General features: G+C 74.8%; 14 protein-coding genes. 4 read left to right on the forward strand and 10 right to left on the reverse strand.

Annotated elements, in window-relative coordinates; genetic code table 11:
* Positions 1-70 precede the first annotated feature (70 nt).
* The 5 genes from AB0C76_RS24085 to AB0C76_RS24105 all read right to left on the reverse strand — a co-directional run bounded on the left by AB0C76_RS24085 (position 71) and on the right by AB0C76_RS24105 (position 6,284).
* A complete protein-coding gene (locus AB0C76_RS24085; RefSeq protein ID WP_359969047.1) occupies positions 71-922 on the reverse strand; it encodes a universal stress protein in 852 nt (283 codons plus the stop codon).
* A gap of 27 nt (positions 923-949) precedes the next feature.
* Positions 950-1,828 carry a universal stress protein gene (locus AB0C76_RS24090; RefSeq protein ID WP_359969049.1) on the reverse strand — a complete coding sequence of 293 codons (879 nt, stop codon included), beginning with the start codon at positions 1,826-1,828 and terminating at the stop codon, positions 950-952.
* 345 nt (positions 1,829-2,173) lie between these two features.
* Positions 2,174-3,514: a nicotinate phosphoribosyltransferase gene (locus AB0C76_RS24095; protein ID WP_359969052.1), complete on the reverse strand. Its 1,341-nt coding sequence runs from the start codon at positions 3,512-3,514 to the stop codon at positions 2,174-2,176.
* 4 nt (positions 3,515-3,518) lie between these two features.
* The gene (locus tag AB0C76_RS24100) at positions 3,519-6,035 is read right to left on the reverse strand and encodes a cation-translocating P-type ATPase (protein ID WP_359969055.1); all 2,517 of its coding nucleotides are present in this window, start codon (positions 6,033-6,035) and stop codon (positions 3,519-3,521) included.
* Positions 6,036-6,047: 12 nt separating this feature from the next.
* Positions 6,048-6,284 carry a DUF1918 domain-containing protein gene (locus tag AB0C76_RS24105; protein ID WP_359969058.1) on the reverse strand — a complete coding sequence of 79 codons (237 nt, stop codon included), beginning with the start codon at positions 6,282-6,284 and terminating at the stop codon, positions 6,048-6,050.
* A 195-nt stretch (positions 6,285-6,479) separates the two neighbouring features.
* Between AB0C76_RS24105 and AB0C76_RS24110 the strand changes: the two genes are divergently transcribed.
* Positions 6,480-7,097, forward strand: coding sequence for a hypothetical protein (locus AB0C76_RS24110; protein ID WP_359969061.1), 618 nt, complete (start codon positions 6,480-6,482; stop codon positions 7,095-7,097).
* A 12-nt stretch (positions 7,098-7,109) separates the two neighbouring features.
* On the opposite strand, the gene AB0C76_RS24115 is transcribed toward AB0C76_RS24110, so the two are convergent.
* Positions 7,110-9,506 (reverse strand): glycosyl hydrolase family 65 protein, encoded by a 2,397-nt coding sequence (locus tag AB0C76_RS24115; protein ID WP_359969064.1) that lies wholly within the window; start codon positions 9,504-9,506, stop codon positions 7,110-7,112.
* 233 nt (positions 9,507-9,739) lie between these two features.
* Between AB0C76_RS24115 and AB0C76_RS24120 the strand changes: the two genes are divergently transcribed.
* The 3 genes from AB0C76_RS24120 (at position 9,740) to AB0C76_RS24130 (ending at position 13,507) form a co-directional block, all read left to right on the forward strand.
* Positions 9,740-12,460, forward strand: coding sequence for a GNAT family N-acetyltransferase (locus AB0C76_RS24120; RefSeq protein WP_359969067.1), 2,721 nt, complete (start codon positions 9,740-9,742; stop codon positions 12,458-12,460).
* 5 nt (positions 12,461-12,465) lie between these two features.
* Positions 12,466-13,152 carry a CBS domain-containing protein gene (locus AB0C76_RS24125; RefSeq protein ID WP_359969070.1) on the forward strand — a complete coding sequence of 229 codons (687 nt, stop codon included), beginning with the start codon at positions 12,466-12,468 and terminating at the stop codon, positions 13,150-13,152.
* Between the two features lie 136 nt (positions 13,153-13,288).
* A complete protein-coding gene (locus tag AB0C76_RS24130; protein ID WP_359969073.1) occupies positions 13,289-13,507 on the forward strand; it encodes a hypothetical protein in 219 nt (72 codons plus the stop codon).
* A 65-nt stretch (positions 13,508-13,572) separates the two neighbouring features.
* On the opposite strand, the gene AB0C76_RS24135 is transcribed toward AB0C76_RS24130, so the two are convergent.
* The 4 genes from AB0C76_RS24135 to AB0C76_RS24150 are packed head-to-tail and all read right to left on the reverse strand — an operon-like array spanning position 13,573 to position 17,350.
* Positions 13,573-13,854 (reverse strand): SHOCT domain-containing protein, encoded by a 282-nt coding sequence (locus AB0C76_RS24135; protein ID WP_359969076.1) that lies wholly within the window; start codon positions 13,852-13,854, stop codon positions 13,573-13,575.
* 39 nt (positions 13,855-13,893) lie between these two features.
* Positions 13,894-14,358: a DUF6325 family protein gene (locus AB0C76_RS24140; RefSeq protein WP_359969079.1), complete on the reverse strand. Its 465-nt coding sequence runs from the start codon at positions 14,356-14,358 to the stop codon at positions 13,894-13,896.
* On the reverse strand, positions 14,355-16,016 hold the full coding sequence (locus AB0C76_RS24145; protein WP_359969082.1) for an MFS transporter: 1,662 nt from the start codon (positions 16,014-16,016) through the stop codon (positions 14,355-14,357). Before AB0C76_RS24145 ends, AB0C76_RS24140 begins: the two co-directional genes overlap by 4 nt.
* Positions 16,013-17,350 carry a DUF2252 domain-containing protein gene (locus AB0C76_RS24150; protein WP_359969085.1) on the reverse strand — a complete coding sequence of 446 codons (1,338 nt, stop codon included), beginning with the start codon at positions 17,348-17,350 and terminating at the stop codon, positions 16,013-16,015. The genes AB0C76_RS24145 and AB0C76_RS24150 overlap by 4 nt, the downstream gene beginning before the upstream one ends.
* Positions 17,351-17,436 lie beyond the last annotated feature (86 nt).

Below are 17,436 nucleotides of genomic sequence, written 5' to 3' on the forward strand. Positions count from 1 at the left end.
CAGGTTCGCGCCGGCCGGACGGTCGCGCGCGGGCCGTTCGGCCCGGATCCGGATGCCGGACGGTCCCGGGTCAGCCGTGCGGGACGACCGCCACCGGGCAGCCGGCGTGGTGGATCGCGGCGTGGGCCACCGGGCCGAGGCGGGAGCCGAGCGGGTGGTGGCGGGTGCGGCGGCCGAGGACGAGCAGGCGGGCGGTCCCGGCCGCCTCCACGAGGACGGCGGATGCGTTGCCGAGGATCGGTTCGCAGGTCGCGTCCACCTCCGGATGGCGGCTCCGCCAGGGCTCGACGATCGCGGTGAACCGGGCCCGTTCGGCCTCGGAGAGCCCCTCCTCCAGCCCGCCGATCGTGTCGAACGTCAGGTAGTCGCGGAGGGCCGGCGGTGTCCAGGCGTGGATGACGCGCAGCGGCGCGCCGCGGGTGGCGGCGGCCTCGAAGGCGAAGGCCAGCACCTCGTCCGCCGGGTGCGCGAGGTCGAGGCCCGTCAGCACGGCGCCCTCGCCCCCGCTCTCCCCGGCCCGGACGAGCGCCACCGGACAGGCCGCGCGGCCCAGCACCTCCTGGCTCACCGAGCCGGTCAGGTAGCCGTGCACGGCACCCAGCCCCCGCGAGCCGAGCACCAGCACGGCGGCGCTGCGCGCGGCCTCCTCCAGCGCCTCGGCCGGCTCGGCGCGGACGTGCGAGGAGCTGATCGGCACGCCGAGCTCCAGGGCGTGCAGTTCGGCTTCTCGGGCTGAGAGCCGTTCCACGCTGCGGCGGTAGGTCTCGTCGCTCCCCACCACGTCCCGCCGTGGCCAGGGCCAGGCCTGGAGGAGCGTGAGGGGGCACGCGCGGCGCCGTGCCTCGTGGAGGGCCCACTCGGTGGCGGCGAGGCTTTCGGGTGAGCCGTCGAACCCGACGACGACCGGAGGGTTCACGACCACGGCTTCCTCCTCGGAACACGTGCCGGCTCAGTGCGGGGGAGTGGGCACCGTCACGATCGGGCAGTGCGCGCGGTGCAGCAGGCCGTGCGGGACGGAGCCGATCCGCATGCCGGTGAAGCCGCCGCGGCCGCGGCGGCCGACGACGATCGCGAGGGCGTGCTCGGAGACGGCCGCCAGCTCTTCGACCGGGTGCCCGTGCACCAGTTCGTGGGTCACCGACACGTCGGGGTACCGCTCGTGCCGCCCGGCGGTGGACTCGAAGAGCAGCCGGCGGAGGGTGTGTTCGGTGGTGAGCTCGTCGAGGTTGCCGACCGGCGGGCGCTGCCACACCCAGACGGCGCGCAGGGCGGCCCGGCGTTCGGCGGCGAGGTCGAAGGCGAAGTCGACGGCGGTCTCCGAGGAAGGGCTGCCGTCCACGCCGACCACGACGTAGGGCGGGTCCTGGGTGACGTGCTCGGGGTCGCGGACGACCACGACCGGGCAATGGGACTGGGCGCTCACCGGGACGGTCACCGAGTACGCGCTCAGCGCCTCCTGGGCCCAGTTGAACCGCCGGGATCCGAGCACGATCAGCTCCGCGTGGGCGGACTCGCGGCACAGCACCAGCGCCGGCAGGTCCTCCTCGACGGCCGTGACGATCTCCAGGCCCGGGTGCCGTTCCCTCGCCGTGCCCGCGGCCCGGTCGAGCGCCTCGTCGGCGCGCTGGCGCAGGGCCTTGTGGTACCGGCCCTCGTCGAAGGCCCGGAACTCGCGGAACAGGGACGGGACGGCGTGCACCAGCCGCAGCGGCAGCCCGCGGCGTTCGGCCTCGTCGGCGGCCCAGGCAGCGGTCATCCGGCCGGTGTCGAGCGCGTCGACGCCGAGGACGACGGGACGGCGCGGGCCGTCCGAACTCACGGGTGTCATGGCTCCTCCTCGGGCCCGGCGATCGAACCCTGCTCCAACGCTAGGCAGGCCGTGCCCCCGGCGCGAGGGCCGACCGGCCCAGGCGGCGGAGACCATTCGGGAACGGTGGCGCCCCGGCGCTCCCCCGTGGTGACCGCAGGTAGTAGAACGGGACCATGGGAAGACAGTCGGTCGCCGTGGTCTACGTGCTCGCCATGGTGGCAGTCGTGGTCGGTGTGGACGTCCTGTTCGTTCCGGGAGCGGCTGATGGTGAACGCCGGGATCGTCCTGGTGTTCGTCGCGTTCTACCTGAGGTTCCTGAAACGTCCGTGACCGGTGGCCGCCGCGTCGGCGGCGCACCGGGCACTAGCGTGCGATCCGCTGCTCGATCCGATGCCGGACGTCGGCGGTCAGGCGGGCCAGCCGTTCGGACACGGCGGCGGTGGGCATCCGCGGGGAACGGATCCTCCGTGCGGCGGGCGGAAGCTGGGCGAGGTCGGCTTCGAACGCGGCCTTGGCCCCGGCGAGCGTTCCGGGCGGGCCCGTCCGCCTGCCGTCCGTCATGACCGTCCGGAGCAGGGGCTCGGTGCCGGGCGGTGCGGGCTCGTCCCGGAGCGCGATCGTGTCGGTGAGCCCCGGGCCACGGTGGATCTGCTTGGCGCCCGGCGCGGAGACCTTGCCCGTCGAGAGCTTCATCATCGGCCGTCCGTCGTAGGCGACCAGCTTGTACGCGGCGTCCACGAACGGCGCGTCCGCCGCCACCCCGACGAGGGTCCCGACCGCGAAGACGTCGATCGGAGCCCCGGACCGCACCAGGTGGTCGATCCCGTACTCGTCCAGGCCGCCGCTCGCGGTGATCCGCACGTCGGGCAGCCCGGCCCCGTCCAGGATCCGTCGTGCGGTGACCGCGAGCGCCCCCAGGTCTCCGCTGTCCAGTCGGACGGCGCAGCCCTCGTGCAGCCCCAGTTCGCTCAGCACGCGGGCGGCAACGGCCACTCCGCCCGCGGTGTCGTACGTGTCGACGAGGAAGGTGACCGGCCCCGGATGGGCCCGGGCGAAGGCCCGGAAGGCTTCGGCCTCGTCGCCGAATGCCTCGACGTACGAGTGCGCCATCGTGCCGACCGCCCGCAGCCCGTAGGCGGCGGCCGCCGCGACGTTGCTCGTCCCGGCGAATCCGACCATCGCGCCCAGTCGTGCCGCCTGCGCGCCCGCCGGGACGCCGTGGGTGCGGCGCAGCGCGAAGTCCACCACGGGCCGACCGCCCGCCGCCAGCACGCACCTGGCGGCCTTGGACGCCACCGCGGTCTGGTGGCACACCTGGTTGAGCAGGTACGACTCCACCAGCTGCGCCTCCGGCAGCGGTGCGGTGACCTCCAGCAGCGGCTCGCCGGGCAACACGGTCCGCCCCTCCGGTACGGCCCGCACCTCGCCGGTGAAGCGCAGGTCGAGCAGGGGTTCGAGGTCGGCGCGCGGGCGGTCCAGGACCGCTGCGAGCGCGGCCACGTCGGCCTCCGTCACCCGGACGGCGGACAGGTGGTCGAGGGCCGGTTCCAGCCCCGCCGCGACGAGGAAGCCGCGTTCGGGTGGCGGCGTGCGGACGAAGAGGCCGAACGTCGCCGGCGCCGTCATGCGCTCCCGCAGGTAGGAGAGGGCCATCGTCACCTCGTACAGGTCGGTGACCAGGGCGCCGGAGGTGGTGTCGGACATGGCGTCAGATCCCTTGCTTGCGGAGCCGGGCCGCCGCGAACCCGGCGAGGCCGGCGAGGGCGGGTGCGACGAGGTCGGACCAGGACAGCGGCACGGTGTCGAGGACGTCACGGAGGAACGGCAGGTAGAGGGCCGCCGCCGCGAGCGCGGCGGAGGCGAGGACGGCGGCGGGGAGGAACGGGTTCGCGCGGGTCAGCAGCCGCTCGCGCAGCCCGAGGACCACACCGAGCTGGGCGGCCAGGAGAGCGACGAACAGGATGCTCTGCCAGGGGCGTTCACCGTGACGGGCCCAGAGCGCGGCGCCCAGCGAGGCCGCGGTGACGACCGCGGCGAGGAGGAGCACCCGCTGCCAGAGGCCGGAACCGAGCACGTGTTGCTGCGGCGGTCGCGGCGGGCGGGACATCGCACCGGGGGAGACCGGCTCCGCGCCCATGGCGACGCCGGTGAGGCCGTGGGTGAGCAGGTTGATCCAGAGGATCTGGCCCGCCCGCAGCGGCAGTGCCAGGCCGAACAGCGGGCCGGCCAGCATCACCAGGATCTCGGCCGCGCCGCCGGCGAGCCCGTACACCAGGAAGCGGCGGATGTTGTCGTAGACCCGGCGGCCCTCCTCCACCGCTCCGACCACCGTGGCGAGTTCGTCGTCGGCGAGGACGAGGTCGGCGGCCTGGCGGGCGACTTCGGTGCCGCGCCGGCCCATGGCCACGCCGATGTCCGCGCGGCGCAGGGCGGGGCCGTCGTTGACGCCGTCGCCGGTCATCGCGGTGACGGCGCCGCGGGCGCGCCAGGCCTGGACGATGTCGAGCTTCTGCCGGGGATCGGTGCGGGCGAAGACCCGGGTCCGGGTGACGTCGGCGGTGTCCCCGCTCGCCACGGCCCCGGGCCCGGCGGTGGGTTCGAGGAGGCCCACACGGACGGCCAGTGCCCGTGCGGTGGCGGGGTGGTCGCCGGTGATCAGGACCGGGCGGATGCCGGCCCGGCGGCAGGCGGCCAGGGTGGGGGCGGCCGAGGGCTTGGGCGGGTCGGCGAGCGCGGTCAGGCCGAGCAGGCGCAGGCCGGTCTCGGCGTTCTGCGGGGCCCGTCGCGCGACGCGCCCGGCCACGGCGAGCACCCGGAAGCCTTCCGCGGCGAAGCGGGCGGCGGCGCCCCTGGCGAGCTCCAGGACTTCCGCGGATTCGTCCAGGACGGCCGGGTCGAGCACCGCCTCGGGCGCGCCCTTGAGACAGACCAGCACCGATCCGTCGGGCACCCGGTGCACGGTGCTCATGCGCTTGCGGACGCTGTCGAAGGGCGTCTCGGCGATCCTCGGACACCGCTCCCGCGGGTCCCCCTGACCGGCCTTCGCCGCGGCGGCCAGCAACGCGGCCTCGGTGGGATCGCCGAGCGCGCCCCACTCGCCGTCCTCCTCCTCCGGTGCACGGAGCCCCGCGTCGTTGCAGAGGGCGGCGGTCCGGAGCAGCTCTCCGAATTCCTCCGGGGCCGGGCGGCCGTCGATCAGGACGTCGCCGTGCGGGGCGTACCCGAGGCCGGTGACGGTGGCCTCCGCGCGCGGGGTCCACAGCCGTTCGACCACCATCCGGCCCTCGGTGAGGGTGCCGGTCTTGTCCGTCGCCAGGACGGTGACCGAGCCGAGCGTCTCCACGGCCGGCAGCCGCCGGACGACGGCGTGCCTGGCCGCCATCCGGCGCGCGCCCAGCGCGAGCGCGAGCGTGACGACGGCCGGCAGCGACTCCGGCACGGCGGCCACGGCCAGGCTGATCGCCGTCACGGCCATCTCGCCGGGCGCCTGGTGGCGGAGCAGCCCGAGCAGGAAGACCAGCGCGCACAGTCCGATCGCGACGGCGGCCAGCACCCGCCCGAGCCCGGCCAACCGCCGCTGGAGCGGCGTGGGTTCGGGACGGGGGCGCAGCAGCGCGGCGATCCGGCCGAGCGCGCTGGCGGCACCCGTGGCGGTGACGACGGCGAGCGCTCTGCCCCGCAGCACGACCGTGCCCGCGGAGACGAGGCCCTCCGCCTCCGTCCCGGCCCGTGCGTCCTTCGTGGCCGGGACGGATTCGCCGGTGAGCATCGACTCGTCGACCAGCAGGGCGGCCGAGTCGACCAGTCGGGCGTCCGCAGGGACGATGTCCCCCTCGGCGAGCGCCACCACGTCGCCGGGTACCACCCCGGCGGCGGGCACCTCCTGTTGTGAACCGTCGCGCAGCACCCGGGCCTTGGGCGCCGAGAGGCGCGACAGGGCCGCGACCGCGCTCTCCGCCCGGACCTCCTGGACGACGCCCACCGCCGTGTTGACCACGACCACCAGTCCGATGACGACCGCGTCGGGGTGGTCGCCGATGGCCAGGGTCAGCGCGACGGCCGCGAGCAGCACGCCGATCAGCGGATCGCGCAGCTGGGCGGCGACCCGGGCCCACAGCGGCACCCGGCGGCCGGCGGAGACCTCGTTCGGCCCGTCCTCGTCGAGCAGTCGGGCCGCCTCGGCGCCGGTCAGTCCACGGGCGGTGGCGTGCTCGGCGACGGTCACGGCGGCGGTCCGTCAGTCGGCGAACAGGTGCGGGTGGGGCGTGACGGTGGCCGCCGTCGCGTGCTCGTAGTGGTGGATCCGGGCGTCCGGGCCCGGGAAGTACTCGGTCACCCGGTTGTCCTCGGACCACCGCACGTCCCACGGCGGGCTGCCGTCCGGGTGGTGCAGGCCGACGATCTCGCCGTCCCTGCGGGTCGCGCCCGGCCGGGTGCCCTGGACGATGATGCGGTCTCCCAGCGCGGCTTTCATCACGATCCTCCCGAGGTCGGTGCGGGGCCGGGCAGGCCCGGCCGTCCGTACCTCCATGGCACCACCGCGAGGCGCGTGCGGCAGGGGCCGGACGGTCCCGCATGTGGGGTCCGCACGGCCCTGGGGCCCCGGCCCCGACGGAGGAACGCTGAGGTACGAGCCCGTAGGCCACCCCGGAAGTCCAGGAGGCGCGCCATGTCCGCCCCAGCCACCACGCGACCGCACCCGGCCCCGGGCACGTCCCTGCGACAGCACCTCCGCCGGGCCGCCGGGCACGACCACAACCCGCTCTGCCGCCCGCTCGACCGGGCCTACAGCCGTCTGGTCGCCGGGTTCGTCCTGACCGTGCTCGCGGCCCTCGTCGCGGCGACGGTGGCGACGCTGGCGGTGTACCGCGCGGAGACGCACACCGCGCTGCAGGCCGCCCGGCACCGGCACGTCGTCACCGCCCTGACCACCGGCGCGGCGGTGTCGGACGACCCCCGGGCGGGCAGCACGAGGGCCCACGCCCCGGCCCGCTGGACGTACCCGGCCGGCCCCGGCAGCGGAAGCGTCCCCGTCCCCGACGGGACCCTCGCCGGAACGGCCGTCCCGGTCGGCCTGAACGACGCCGGGCAGCCGGTCGCGGCACCCAGGAGCGCCGATCTGATCCTCTCGGACTCCGTCCTGACGGGCCTCACCACCGTCGCCGTACTCGGCCTGGCAGCGGAGGGCGGCTACGCGCTGCGCCGCCACGCACTGGACCGGCGGGCCGAGACGGGCTGGGAGCACGACTGGGAGCAGGTGGAGCCGCGCTGGTCCGGGCGCCGCTGAGCGCCGCGCGCGTCACAGCCTGAAGCGGCGGGTCTCGCCCGGGCGGACCGCCGCCTCCGTGCCGCGCAGGCGGATCAGGACCGGGTCCTGCCGGTCCTCTCGCAGGCTCACCGTGACCGTCCGCCGTTCGACGGAGATCGTCACGCCCCAGTGCCCGCGGTAGCGCAGGTCCAGCTCCAGACGGCTGAGGGCGGAGGGCAACCGCGGATCGAGCCAGAGGGCGTCCTCGCGGACCTCCAGACCGGTGTAGCAGCGCTGCAGGAGGTCGACGGCGCCGGCCATGGCACCCAGGTGGACGCCCTCGGCGGTGGTGCCGTGCTGGCTGTCCCGAAGGTCGGCCGCCAGGGTGTCGCGGAAGTGGCGCCAGGAGGCCCGCCGGTCGGAGCGGGTGAGGACCCAGGAGTGCACCACCGAGCTCAGGGTGGAGCCGTGGACGGTGCGCCGCAGGTAGTAGCCGGTGGTGCGGCGGAGCAGCTCGTGATGGGCCGGGTAGCCGAGGCGGCGCAGCAGGTCGCGGACCTCCCGGGCGGAGAAGAGGAACCAGAGCATCAGCGCGTCGGCCTGTTTGGACGCCTTGTAGCGGTTGACGGTGTCGCCCTCGGCCTCCAGGATCCGGTCGAGGCGGCGCAGGTCGGGGTAGCGGGCGCGGTAGGCCGCCCAGTCGAGTTCGGCGAGCCGCTCGTACCCGTCGAACTGGCTGAGGACGCCCTCGTGGAACGGGACGTGGAGGTGCCGTCCGACGTCCTGCCAGCGGTCCAGTTCGAGGGCGTCGAGCCCGAGCCGCTCGCACAGCTCGTCGCGCCGGTAGCCGGGCAGGACGTCGAGGGCGTCCTGCGCGCGGGCCAGGACCCAGGAGGCCAGCACGTTCGTGTAGGCGTTGTCGTCCAGGCCGGGCCGGTCCGTCCACGGGTAGGCGTCGTGGTACTCGTCGGGGCCGAGCACGCCGCGGATCGACCAGCGCCCGCGGTCACGGTCGTGGGTGGCGGCGGAGGACCAGAAGCGGGCGATCTCCAGCAGCGTCTCGGCGCCGGCCTCGGCGAGGAAGTCCCGGTCCCCGGTGGCCTGGTAGTACTGCCAGACGTTGTACGCGACCGCCGAGCCGACGTGCCGCTGGAGGTGGCTGTGGTCGGGCAGCCAGCGGCCGGACAACGGGTTGAGGTGCAGCTGCTGGGACTCCTCGCGACCGTCGCTCGCGCTCTGCCACGGGTACATCGCCCCGCGCAGGCCGGCCCCGCGGGCCAGGCGGCGGGCGGCGTCGAGGCGGCGGTGGCGGTAGCGGAGCACGGCGCGGGCGAGCTCGGGGAAGCGGAGGTTGAGAAGCCGGAGGACGAACAGCTCGTCCCAGAAGACGTGCCCCCGGTACGCCTCGCCGTGCAGCCCCCGCGCCGGGACGCCGACGTCCAGGTCGACGGAGTGTTCCGTGTACGTCTGAAGGAGGTGGAACAGGTTCAGGTGCAGCGGTCCGGTGCCGTCGAAGTCGGCGTCGATCCGGCAGCGGCGCCACAACTCGGTCCAGCGCAGGACGTGTTCGGAGAGCAGTTCCTCGAAGGTCGCGGCCTCGGCGGCGAGCAGGAGGCAGGCGCGCAGCGGGGTCTCGACGGCCAGGTCGCGGGAGGTGTACAGCGCCGCCGTCTTCTCCACCGTGACCGGTCGGCCGCGCTCGGCCGGCACGGTGATGAGATGGGCCGCCCAGCCCTCGTGGCGCTCGGTCGCCACCGCCGAGGCCCCGTCCGTGTCCGTCCTGGCGGAGAGGGCGATCCGCAGGGGCGAGCCCGCTGCCTCGGCCTCCACCCAGAGCAGCCCGTACTCGTCCACCCCCTGGCCCACCGGCACGAGGTGGCGCTCGGCCAGCCCCCGGTAGCGTGCGACGCCCGTGTTGGCGACGCGGGCGTCCAGCGCCGAGCGGACCTCCAGCAGGCCCGACCAGTTCTCCGGTGTGAACGTGCTCTCCAGCGCGAGCAGGTGCGGCCGGGCCTGGCTGGCGAATCGGCGCTGGACGAGCCGGGTGCGCCGCCCGTGCCCGTCCTCGACCACGGCGTCGCGGATCAGCACGCCCCGGCGCAGGTCCAGCTCGAGCGTCTGCTCGGCGGGCGGGCCGGTGAACCACTCCCCGCCGACCGGGCGGAAGGTCAACGGCAGCCAGTTCGGGCAGTTGATCAGGTCCTCGTTGGTCACCACGTTCCCCAGGACCGTCGATGCCGCCCGGTCGTAGCAGCCCGCCACGTACGTGCCCGGGTAGTGGATGCCGTCGGCGACCGACTCCGGCGCGGCGCCGCGGCTGACCACGTAACCGTTGCCGACCGCGCAGAGCGCCTCCCGGAGTCCCTCCTCTCCCGGGTCGAAGCCCCGGTAGCGGAGGGTCCACGGGTCCGGCATGTCGGGATGCCCCGCGGCCTGGTCCGCTCCCACCGCTCACCTCCGTGCCGACCGGCCTGCCTCCAGTCTGCGCACACCACCGCCGGGCCGCTCGTCGCCGGGCGGCCGGTGCCCCTCGGGGCCCGCCGCGCCGTTCGGTTCCCGAGGCCCTGCGGGCCCGACCGCCACGCCGAACGGCGCGGCGGTCGGGGCCGGTCGGCCCTCGCGCCCCGGTGGCCGCGTGCTCAGGCTGGAGGAAACAACGGCGACCGCCGAGGAGATGAGCCATGTCCACCGTCCACCTGCCGAGGAGCGCCTCCGAGGCCCTGCTGGCCGACGGCACCACGGTATCGATCCGGCCGCTCGGTCCGCAGGACCACCGGGCCGTCCTCGCTCTGCACACCGACGGGATGTCCGAGGAGAGCCGCCGGATGCGGTTCTTCGGGGTCAGCCGCAACGCGCCGGCGCAGGCCGCCGACCGGCTCTGCGGCGAGCGTCCGGGTGTCCTGGCCATCGGCGCCTGGGCAGGGGAGGAACTGGTCGGCGAGGCGGACTGCGAGCTGCTGGAGGACCCGCCGGAGACGGCCGAGCTGGCCCTCGCGGTGGCCGACCGGTGGCACCACCGGGGTGCGGCCACGCTGCTCCTCGAACACCTCGTGCACGCCGCCCGGTCGCACGGCGTCCGCTTCTTCGAGGCCGACGTCCTGTTCGGCAACAGGGCCGTCCTCCAGGTCTTCGCCGATCTCGGCCTGCCGGTCGAGAGGCGGTTCCAGCAGGGCGAGGTGCGCCTGCGCGTGCCGCTGGACGAGACGGACGAGCGCTACCGGACGGCGGTGGACGAGCGCGGCCGCCGCGCCGACGTGGCCAGCCTCGCGGCGCTGCTTCGGCCCGCGTCGGTGGCGGTGGTCGGAGCCTCCCGACGGGAGGGATCGGTCGGTCGCACCGTCCTCGGGAAGGTCCGCCGGGGCGGCTTCACGGGCGCGCTCTGGGCGGTCAACCCGCACACCGGGGAGATCGACGGCGTGCCCGCGTACCCGTCCGTCGCCGCCCTGCCCGCGGTGCCCGACCTCGCGGTGATCGCCGTTCCGGCCGCCGTCGTCCCGGGCGTGGCGGAGGAGTGCGGTGCCGCCGGGGTCCGGGCGCTGGTGGTGCTCACCGCAGGGCTCGGGGCCGAGGAGGCCCGTCGGTTGATGGCCGCCTGCCGCCGCCACAGCATGCGCCTCGTCGGCCCGAACAGCCTCGGCCTCGCCCAGGCCGATCCCGCCGTCCGGCTGGACGCCGAATTCGGCGGGGCGTTCCCGCGCACCGGTACGGCCGGGGTGGCCGTACAGAGCGGCGGCGTGGGGATCGCCCTGTTGCAGCGGCTGGCCTGGCTGGGCATCGGGGTTTCGAGCTTCGTGTCGCTCGGCGACAAGTACGACGTCAGCGGCAACGACCTGCTCCAGTGGTGGGAGTCGGACGGCCGCACCGACCTCGCCCTGCTCCACCTGGAGTCCTTCGGCAACCCGCGCGCCTTCGCCCGTACCGCCCGCCGTGTCACCCGCACGATCCCGGTGCTCACCGTCGACGCCGGACGCTCCGCCGCAGGCCGCCGCGGTGCCGCCTCGCACACTGCGGCGGCCGCCACCCCCACCGTCACCCGGGAGGCCCTGTTCCGGCAGGCCGGCATCACCGCCGTCCACAGCATCGACGAACTCGTCCAGACGGCCGCCCTGTTGCACACGCAGCCGCTCATCGCCCCGCGCGGAGCGGTCGCCGTGGTGTCCAACGCGGGCGGCATCGGCATCCTGGCCGCCGACGCCTGCGCGGAAGCCGGCCTCGTGCTGCCCGAACTCCCGCAGGAGCTGGCCGGGCTGCTCCCCGCCGGCGCCTCCGTCCGGAATCCGGTGGACACCACGGCGTCGATCGGCCCGGTCGAACTCACCTACTTCCTGAGGGCGTTGGAGCGCGAACCGGCCATCGACGCCATCCTCGTGTGCCTGGTGCCGACCGCGCTCTCCACCACGCGCGACGGCGACCCGGCGCACGCCCTGCTGGAGGGCCCGGCCCGGCGCCGTGTCCCGACCGCCGCCGTGCTGCTGGAACAACAGGTGCCCGTCCGTCTGCGCGACTGCGCCTTCGGCGGCGAGCTGCCGGTCTACTCGGACGCCGTCGCGGCCGCCCGCGCCCTCGGCCACGCCCGGGAGCGCGCGCGCTGGCTCGCCGAACCCCCTTCCGCCCCCGCGGACGCCCCGGACTGCGACCGGCGCACCGCCCGCAGCCTGGTCGACGGCTACCTCACCGCGCACCCGGAGGGCGGCTGGCTCGACCCGCTGAGCACCGCCGACCTCCTCACGGCCTACGGGCTGCCACTGACCACGTCCGTCTGGGCGCGCGACGAGGAGGCGGCGGTCGCCACCGCCGCCGGGCTGCGCCGACTCGCGCACGCGGGCGAGGTGGCGCTGAAGGCCTACTGGCCCGGGCAGGTCCACAAGAGCGCGGCGGGCGCGGTCCGCACGGGCCTCGCCACGGACGACGACGTGCGCGCCGCCTACCGCGACTTCACCCGGCGCTTCGGCGCGGAACTGGCCGGCGCGGTGGTCCAGCCGATGGCGGCTCCCGGCATCGAGCTGCTGGCCGGGGTGGTCCAGGACCGGGTCTTCGGCCCGCTCGTCGTCCTCGGCCTGGGCGGCACCGCCGCCGACGTCCTGGCCGACCGGGTCGCCCGGCTCGCCCCCCTGAGCGAGCGCGACCTCACCACCATGCCCGCCGAACTGCGCAGCGCACCGCTGCTGGCGGGCGTCGGCGGGACGCCGCCCGTGGATCTGGCCGCCGTCCGGTCCGTCCTCGCGCGGCTGTCCCGGCTCGCCGACGACGTCCCCGAGCTCGTCGAGGCGGACCTCAACCCCGTGATCGTCCACCCCGACGGCGCGGTCTGCGTGGACGCCCGGGTCCGTCTCGAACCCCGGCCCTCCTTCGATCCCTACCTGCGGCGGCTCCGGCGACCGGCGGCGGCCGAAGGGAAGTGAACCCCGTGAAGCACAGCATCCTCGACGGAGCGCCGGCCCTGACCTTCCCCGACACCGAGCCCGCCCGTCCGCCGGGCCGGACGCTGGTCCGCGACTGCATGAGCCACCCCGGTGTCGCGGTCACCCCCGGCACCGACTTCGCCACCGTGGCCGCCGTGCTGAGCGCATCCAGGCGCGGCATCGTGCCGGTGGTCACGGCGGACGGGGCGGTCGCCGGGGCGGTCGCCGTGTCCGACCTCCTCACCGCGTACGCCGGCGAGGACACGGAGGCCGAGCTGTCCGCCCGCGACCTCATGACCTCGCCCGCGGTCACCGTCACCGACACGACGAGCGCCGCCGCGGCGGCTTCCCTGCTCGCCGAGCACTCCCTGCACCACCTGCCCGTCGTCGACGCCGACGGTCGCCTGACCGGCCTGCTGTCGTCCCACGACCTGCTGGACGCCCTGCGCCGCGACGACGAGGCGATCCGCTCCGAAGCACTGGCCCTCGCGCTCACCCCCGGGAGCGGCGCGGTCCCGACCTCGCTGCACGTCCGCTGCGAGCGCGGCCGGGTCTCCATCACCGGCCGCACCCGCACGCGCGGTGACGCCGCCGCCCTCTGCCTCCAGATCGCCCGCATCGACGGCCTCGCCGCCGTCGTCGACCACCTCACCTGGGACCTCGACGACACCGCACCGCAGCCGGAGCATTGACGGTGCGCCGAGGACGGGTCGGCACGTGACCCGTCGGACGGGCCCCGGCGAGGACGGACGTGGGCCGATTGTCGGCCGACGGTCGGCGCCCGGTGCGAGGAGTTCCCGCGGGTTCGGGCTGGAGGAGCCGCGCGACATGAGGTTCGACGACCGCCGGGGCGTGCGACACCTGAAGCGGATGGTGGAGGCCGGCGAGCGGCGGTACGCCGGCTCGTGGGTCGAGGCCCTGTGGAAGCGGCTGGAGTCGGTCGACTTCATGAGCCAAGGCCTCCAGTTCGCGGCCACGCTCCTGCTCTGCTTCTTCCCGTCGGGCCTGCGCAGGTCGCCCCGGCCGCGGAAGCGCGGCCGGGGCTGAGGGACGGTCGGGCGGTGCCATCGGCCGGTGATCCCCGCGCCGGCCGTCGGCTCCGCCTGAGGCGGTCAGGCACCGAGGATCTTCGCCTTCTGGGTGGCGAACTCGGCTTCGGTCAGCACCCCCTGCTCCTTGAGGGCGGCGAGTTTCTGGAGCTGGGTGATCGTGTCGTCGGTGCTGCTGCCGGGCGCAGCGGCGGGCGGTGGCGCCTGGGGGGCGGCGTCCTGCGCGGCCGTCGCGTCCTGCTGGGCCCACCGGCCGGCCTGCCGCCGTGAGACGCGGTTGGACACGGCTGTCGCCGTTCCGGCGACCACGGCGGTGCGGGCCACTCCTCGAAGCAGTCCGGGCATGGGTCTCTCCTCCTTCTGTAGGTACGGGGCAGCGGGCGCTCAGACCGAGTCGTCGGCGGTGTCGACGGCTTCGAGCGCCGCGAGCACGGCCTGGACCGGGATCCGGCCGCCGGCGACGAACTGGGCACCGGCCCGGCGCAGGGCGGTGGCCAGGGGGGCGGCCCACAGGTTCTCGTAGACGAGGACGGCCGCGGAGCTCCCGGGGTCCAGGGCCTTCGCGGCCTCACCGATGTCGTCGTCGCCCAGCAGCCCCGACGAGGCGCCTTCGAACACCGCCAGGTCGAGCTTTCCGTCGCCGTCCAGATCGGTGACTTCCAGTGCGGTGAGGGAGCCGTCCGACTCCTTCCTGACGAAGGTCAGGTCCAGGATCCGGATGATTTTCCGGTCGACCAGGTCCAGGAGCAGGGGCATGCCCTCACCGGTCGGACGGGTGCCCGGGAACTCGACGACCAGGTAGTCGATCGGACCGAGTTCGTTGAATTCGCCATTGGTGTCGTTGCTCATGGCAACTCCTTCGTCGGATGGGGAGGTCGGCCGGTACGTGGGCCGCCTTGCGCTCGGTTGGCGGGCAGTTGGCCGGTGAAGGCGAAGCCGCCCAGGGTGATCCCGGCGGCGGCCAGGATCGCGGCCTTCAGGCCGTCGAGCTGGGCGTTGCGGTAGGCGGCGACCACCGCGTCCGCCTCGTCCGGCGGGATCGGTGTCTGGGCCAGGGCGGCGGCCGCCTGGTCGGCCGGCACGAATTCGAGCCCCGATTCCATTTGGATTCCGGCCTGTTGGCGCACCGCGTCCGAGATCGCCGGATCCTTCGCCAGCGCGGCCGTGAAGGCGCTCGCCAGGGCACCGATCAGGATGGCGCCGATCAGCGCGGTGCCCAGGGACGATCCGAGGTTCTGGGCGGTGTACTGCAGCCCGCCGACCTCGCTGCGGTCCGCCTCGCCGACGCTCGACTGCACGACGTTGCCCAGCTGGGACGCGAGGAGGCCCATACCGAGTCCGAGGAGGGCCATGGACAGGGCGAAGGACAGGTCGTCGAGTTCGGGCTTGATGGTGCCGAGCAGCCACAGGGTCGCGGCGAACAGCACGAGCAGGCCGGTGCGCACCACCGTGCGCGGGGACGCGAACCGGCCCAGCAGGGGACCGCTCATCGCCGCGACGAGCATCGTGACCGACACGGGCAGCAGCCTCAGTCCGGTCTCGAAGGCGTCCAGACCCAGGACCACCTGGAGGTAGAGCGGAATCGCGAAGAACAGTCCCAGCAGGATGACGTTCTGGCTGAACAGCATGAGCAGACCCGAGCGCAGGCTCGGGATGCCGAACAGGCCGAACCGCACCAGCGGCTCCGTCCGGCGTGCCTCCCACCAGTGGAAGAGGACGAGCAGCGCCAGGCCCAGTGCGATGACGAAGACCGTGGGGGAGAAACCGAACACCGTGAAGGGAGGGTTGCGGGGATTGAGCCAGCCCCAGGTGCTGCTCTGCAGCACCGCCAGCACGATCAGGGACAGCCCCGCGACCGACAGGACCACGCCGCCGACGTCCAGCCGCGGCCGCTCCTCGGGCGCGGGCTGCGCCTCGATCCACCGCATCAGGAGCAGGAGGACCACGACGAGCACGGTCTCGCCGGCGAACACCAGACGCCAGGTCAGATAGGTCGTCACCCACCCGCCGAGCAGGGGGCCGACGGCGATCCCCGCGCCGGCGAGGCCGCCGATGACGCCGTAGGCCACGGCCCGGTCCCGCCCCCGGTAGGTGCCCGCGACCAGGGCGGCGAGCGCCGGGAGGACCAGGGCGGCCCCGAAGCCCTCGATCACGGACCAGCCGAGCGCCAGCACCCACAGCGTGGGCGCGACGGCGGTCAGCGCCGATCCGACGCCGTAGATGACGAGACCGACACCGAACACGCGGCGGCGCCCGAACATGTCGCCGATCTTCCCTCCGGTGATCATGAAAGCGGCCATGACCAGGGTGTAGAGGGTGATGACGGCCTGGATCGCCGTGACATCGGTGTTGAAGTCGCTGACCAGCTGGCTGATCGACACGTTCATCACCGAGGCGTCCAGCACCATGAGGAACTGCGCCAGTCCGAGGACGTACAGCGGCCTCCACCGACCCGCCGCGCCTGCGGAAGGCTGTCCGGCCGCTTCGGGGGAGCGGGGCCCGTTCACACGCCGGCCCGTGCGGTGATCCGGCCGTCGGCGATCGCGGCGGTGAGCGTGGCGTGGTCGGCGCGCGTCTGCTCGGCGTACGCGAGCGCGAAGTCGGCGACGGCCCGTTCGAAGACGTCGCCGGCACCCAGGTAGGCGGCGATGGCGACGCGGTCCCCGGAGCGTGCGTGGCCGCGGGCGAGAGTGCGGCCGCACAGGTCGGCGTACTGTTCCAGCAGGGACCTGGGCATGCCGTCGATGACGGCCGAGCCCTTCATGTCCCGCAGCTGCCGCCAGTAGAAGTCGCGGCCCGCCGGGCCGGTGGCCCAGCCCAGGAAGATGTCACTGGCGGCCTGGAGCCTGCGTTGTCCGCCCACCACCCGGCGGCCCTGGTGCCGGTGGGGACTGGGCGCGAGGTACGGCTCCAGCACCGAGCGCTCCGCCTCCTTCACCTGGAGGAAGAGCGGCTCGCCGGTGAGGCGCCCCCGGAAGAGGCCGATGTAGCAGCGGGTGCCCACGCTGCCCACGCCGACGACCTTGCGGGCGGCGTCGACCAGCTCGAAGCGGTCGAGGAGCGCCGCCCGCTCGTCGGGGAGGGTGGCGCGGTAGTCCTGAAGGACCTGGTGGAGGCCGGGCACGTCCTGAGGGTCCACCGGTTCGAGCAGCGGTGGGTCGTGGACGATGCGGGGCTCGCCGTCGGGGCCGGGCTCGGTGAGTCTGGCCAGGGCGTGCAGGCTGGTGCGCCCGCGTGCCTTCGCCAGGGCACCCTCGACGCGCTTGCGGTACCTCGGCTCCTCGACCTGTGGCAGCAGGTCGGCGGTGTCCACGCGCTCGTACCAGACGTCGAGTTCGCCGAGGGCGGCGAGCCGCCGCATGGCGATCCGGTACGCCCGGGCGGATGCCAGCGCCGCGGCCCACGCGGACGCGTCCGGCTCGTCGTTCTCGCGCGCCGCCACCGCGACACTGGCGGCCAGGCGCTTGACGTCCCATTCGAACGGGCCCGGGAGGGTCTCGTCGAAGTCGTTGAGGTCGAACAGCAGGGCGCGCTCGGGCGAGGCGAAGAGCCCGAAGTTGCAGAGGTGCGCGTCCCCGCAGAGCTGGACGGACAGCCCCGTGTGCGGGGAGGCGGCGAGGTCCGCTGCCATGACCGCGGGCGCGCCGCGCAGGAAGGCGAACCGGGACGCGGCCATGCGGCCGTACCGGATCGGGACCAGCTCCGGGACGCGGGACGCGGCCTGCCGCTCCAGGACGGCGACGGGGTCGGACCGGTCCGGCGCGGGGGCCCACCGTCCGTGGGCCGAGCGCGGCACGCGCTTGCGGGCCTGTCGGCCCGCGGCGGCGGAGTCGGTGGTCATGAGTTCCACCCCGCCAGTGTCGCCGCACCCCGATCGGGGCGGCCGCCCAGGACGGCCGATCGGGTGGACGTCCCGTGGCGCCGTCC

The organism is Kitasatospora sp. NPDC048722 (assembly GCF_040650235.1).
In the GTDB taxonomy this organism is placed as follows: Bacteria; Actinomycetota; Actinomycetes; order Streptomycetales; family Streptomycetaceae; genus Kitasatospora.

What these genes read in the sequence shown, in the direction of transcription:
- AB0C76_RS24090 (WP_359969049.1), bottom strand. Translation starts at nt 1,828, where the DNA reads ATGACACCCGTGAGTTCGGACGGCCCGCGCCGTCCCGTCGTCCTCGGC.
- AB0C76_RS24095 (WP_359969052.1), bottom strand. Translation starts at nt 3,514, where the DNA reads ATGTCCGACACCACCTCCGGCGCCCTGGTCACCGACCTGTACGAGGTG.
- AB0C76_RS24105 (WP_359969058.1), bottom strand. Translation starts at nt 6,284, where the DNA reads ATGAAAGCCGCGCTGGGAGACCGCATCATCGTCCAGGGCACCCGGCCG.
- AB0C76_RS24110 (WP_359969061.1), top strand. Translation starts at nt 6,480, where the DNA reads ATGTCCGCCCCAGCCACCACGCGACCGCACCCGGCCCCGGGCACGTCC.
- AB0C76_RS24120 (WP_359969067.1), top strand. Translation starts at nt 9,740, where the DNA reads ATGTCCACCGTCCACCTGCCGAGGAGCGCCTCCGAGGCCCTGCTGGCC.
- AB0C76_RS24130 (WP_359969073.1), top strand. Translation starts at nt 13,289, where the DNA reads ATGAGGTTCGACGACCGCCGGGGCGTGCGACACCTGAAGCGGATGGTG.
- AB0C76_RS24135 (WP_359969076.1), bottom strand. Translation starts at nt 13,854, where the DNA reads ATGCCCGGACTGCTTCGAGGAGTGGCCCGCACCGCCGTGGTCGCCGGA.
- AB0C76_RS24140 (WP_359969079.1), bottom strand. Translation starts at nt 14,358, where the DNA reads ATGAGCAACGACACCAATGGCGAATTCAACGAACTCGGTCCGATCGAC.
- AB0C76_RS24150 (WP_359969085.1), bottom strand. Translation starts at nt 17,350, where the DNA reads ATGACCACCGACTCCGCCGCCGCGGGCCGACAGGCCCGCAAGCGCGTG.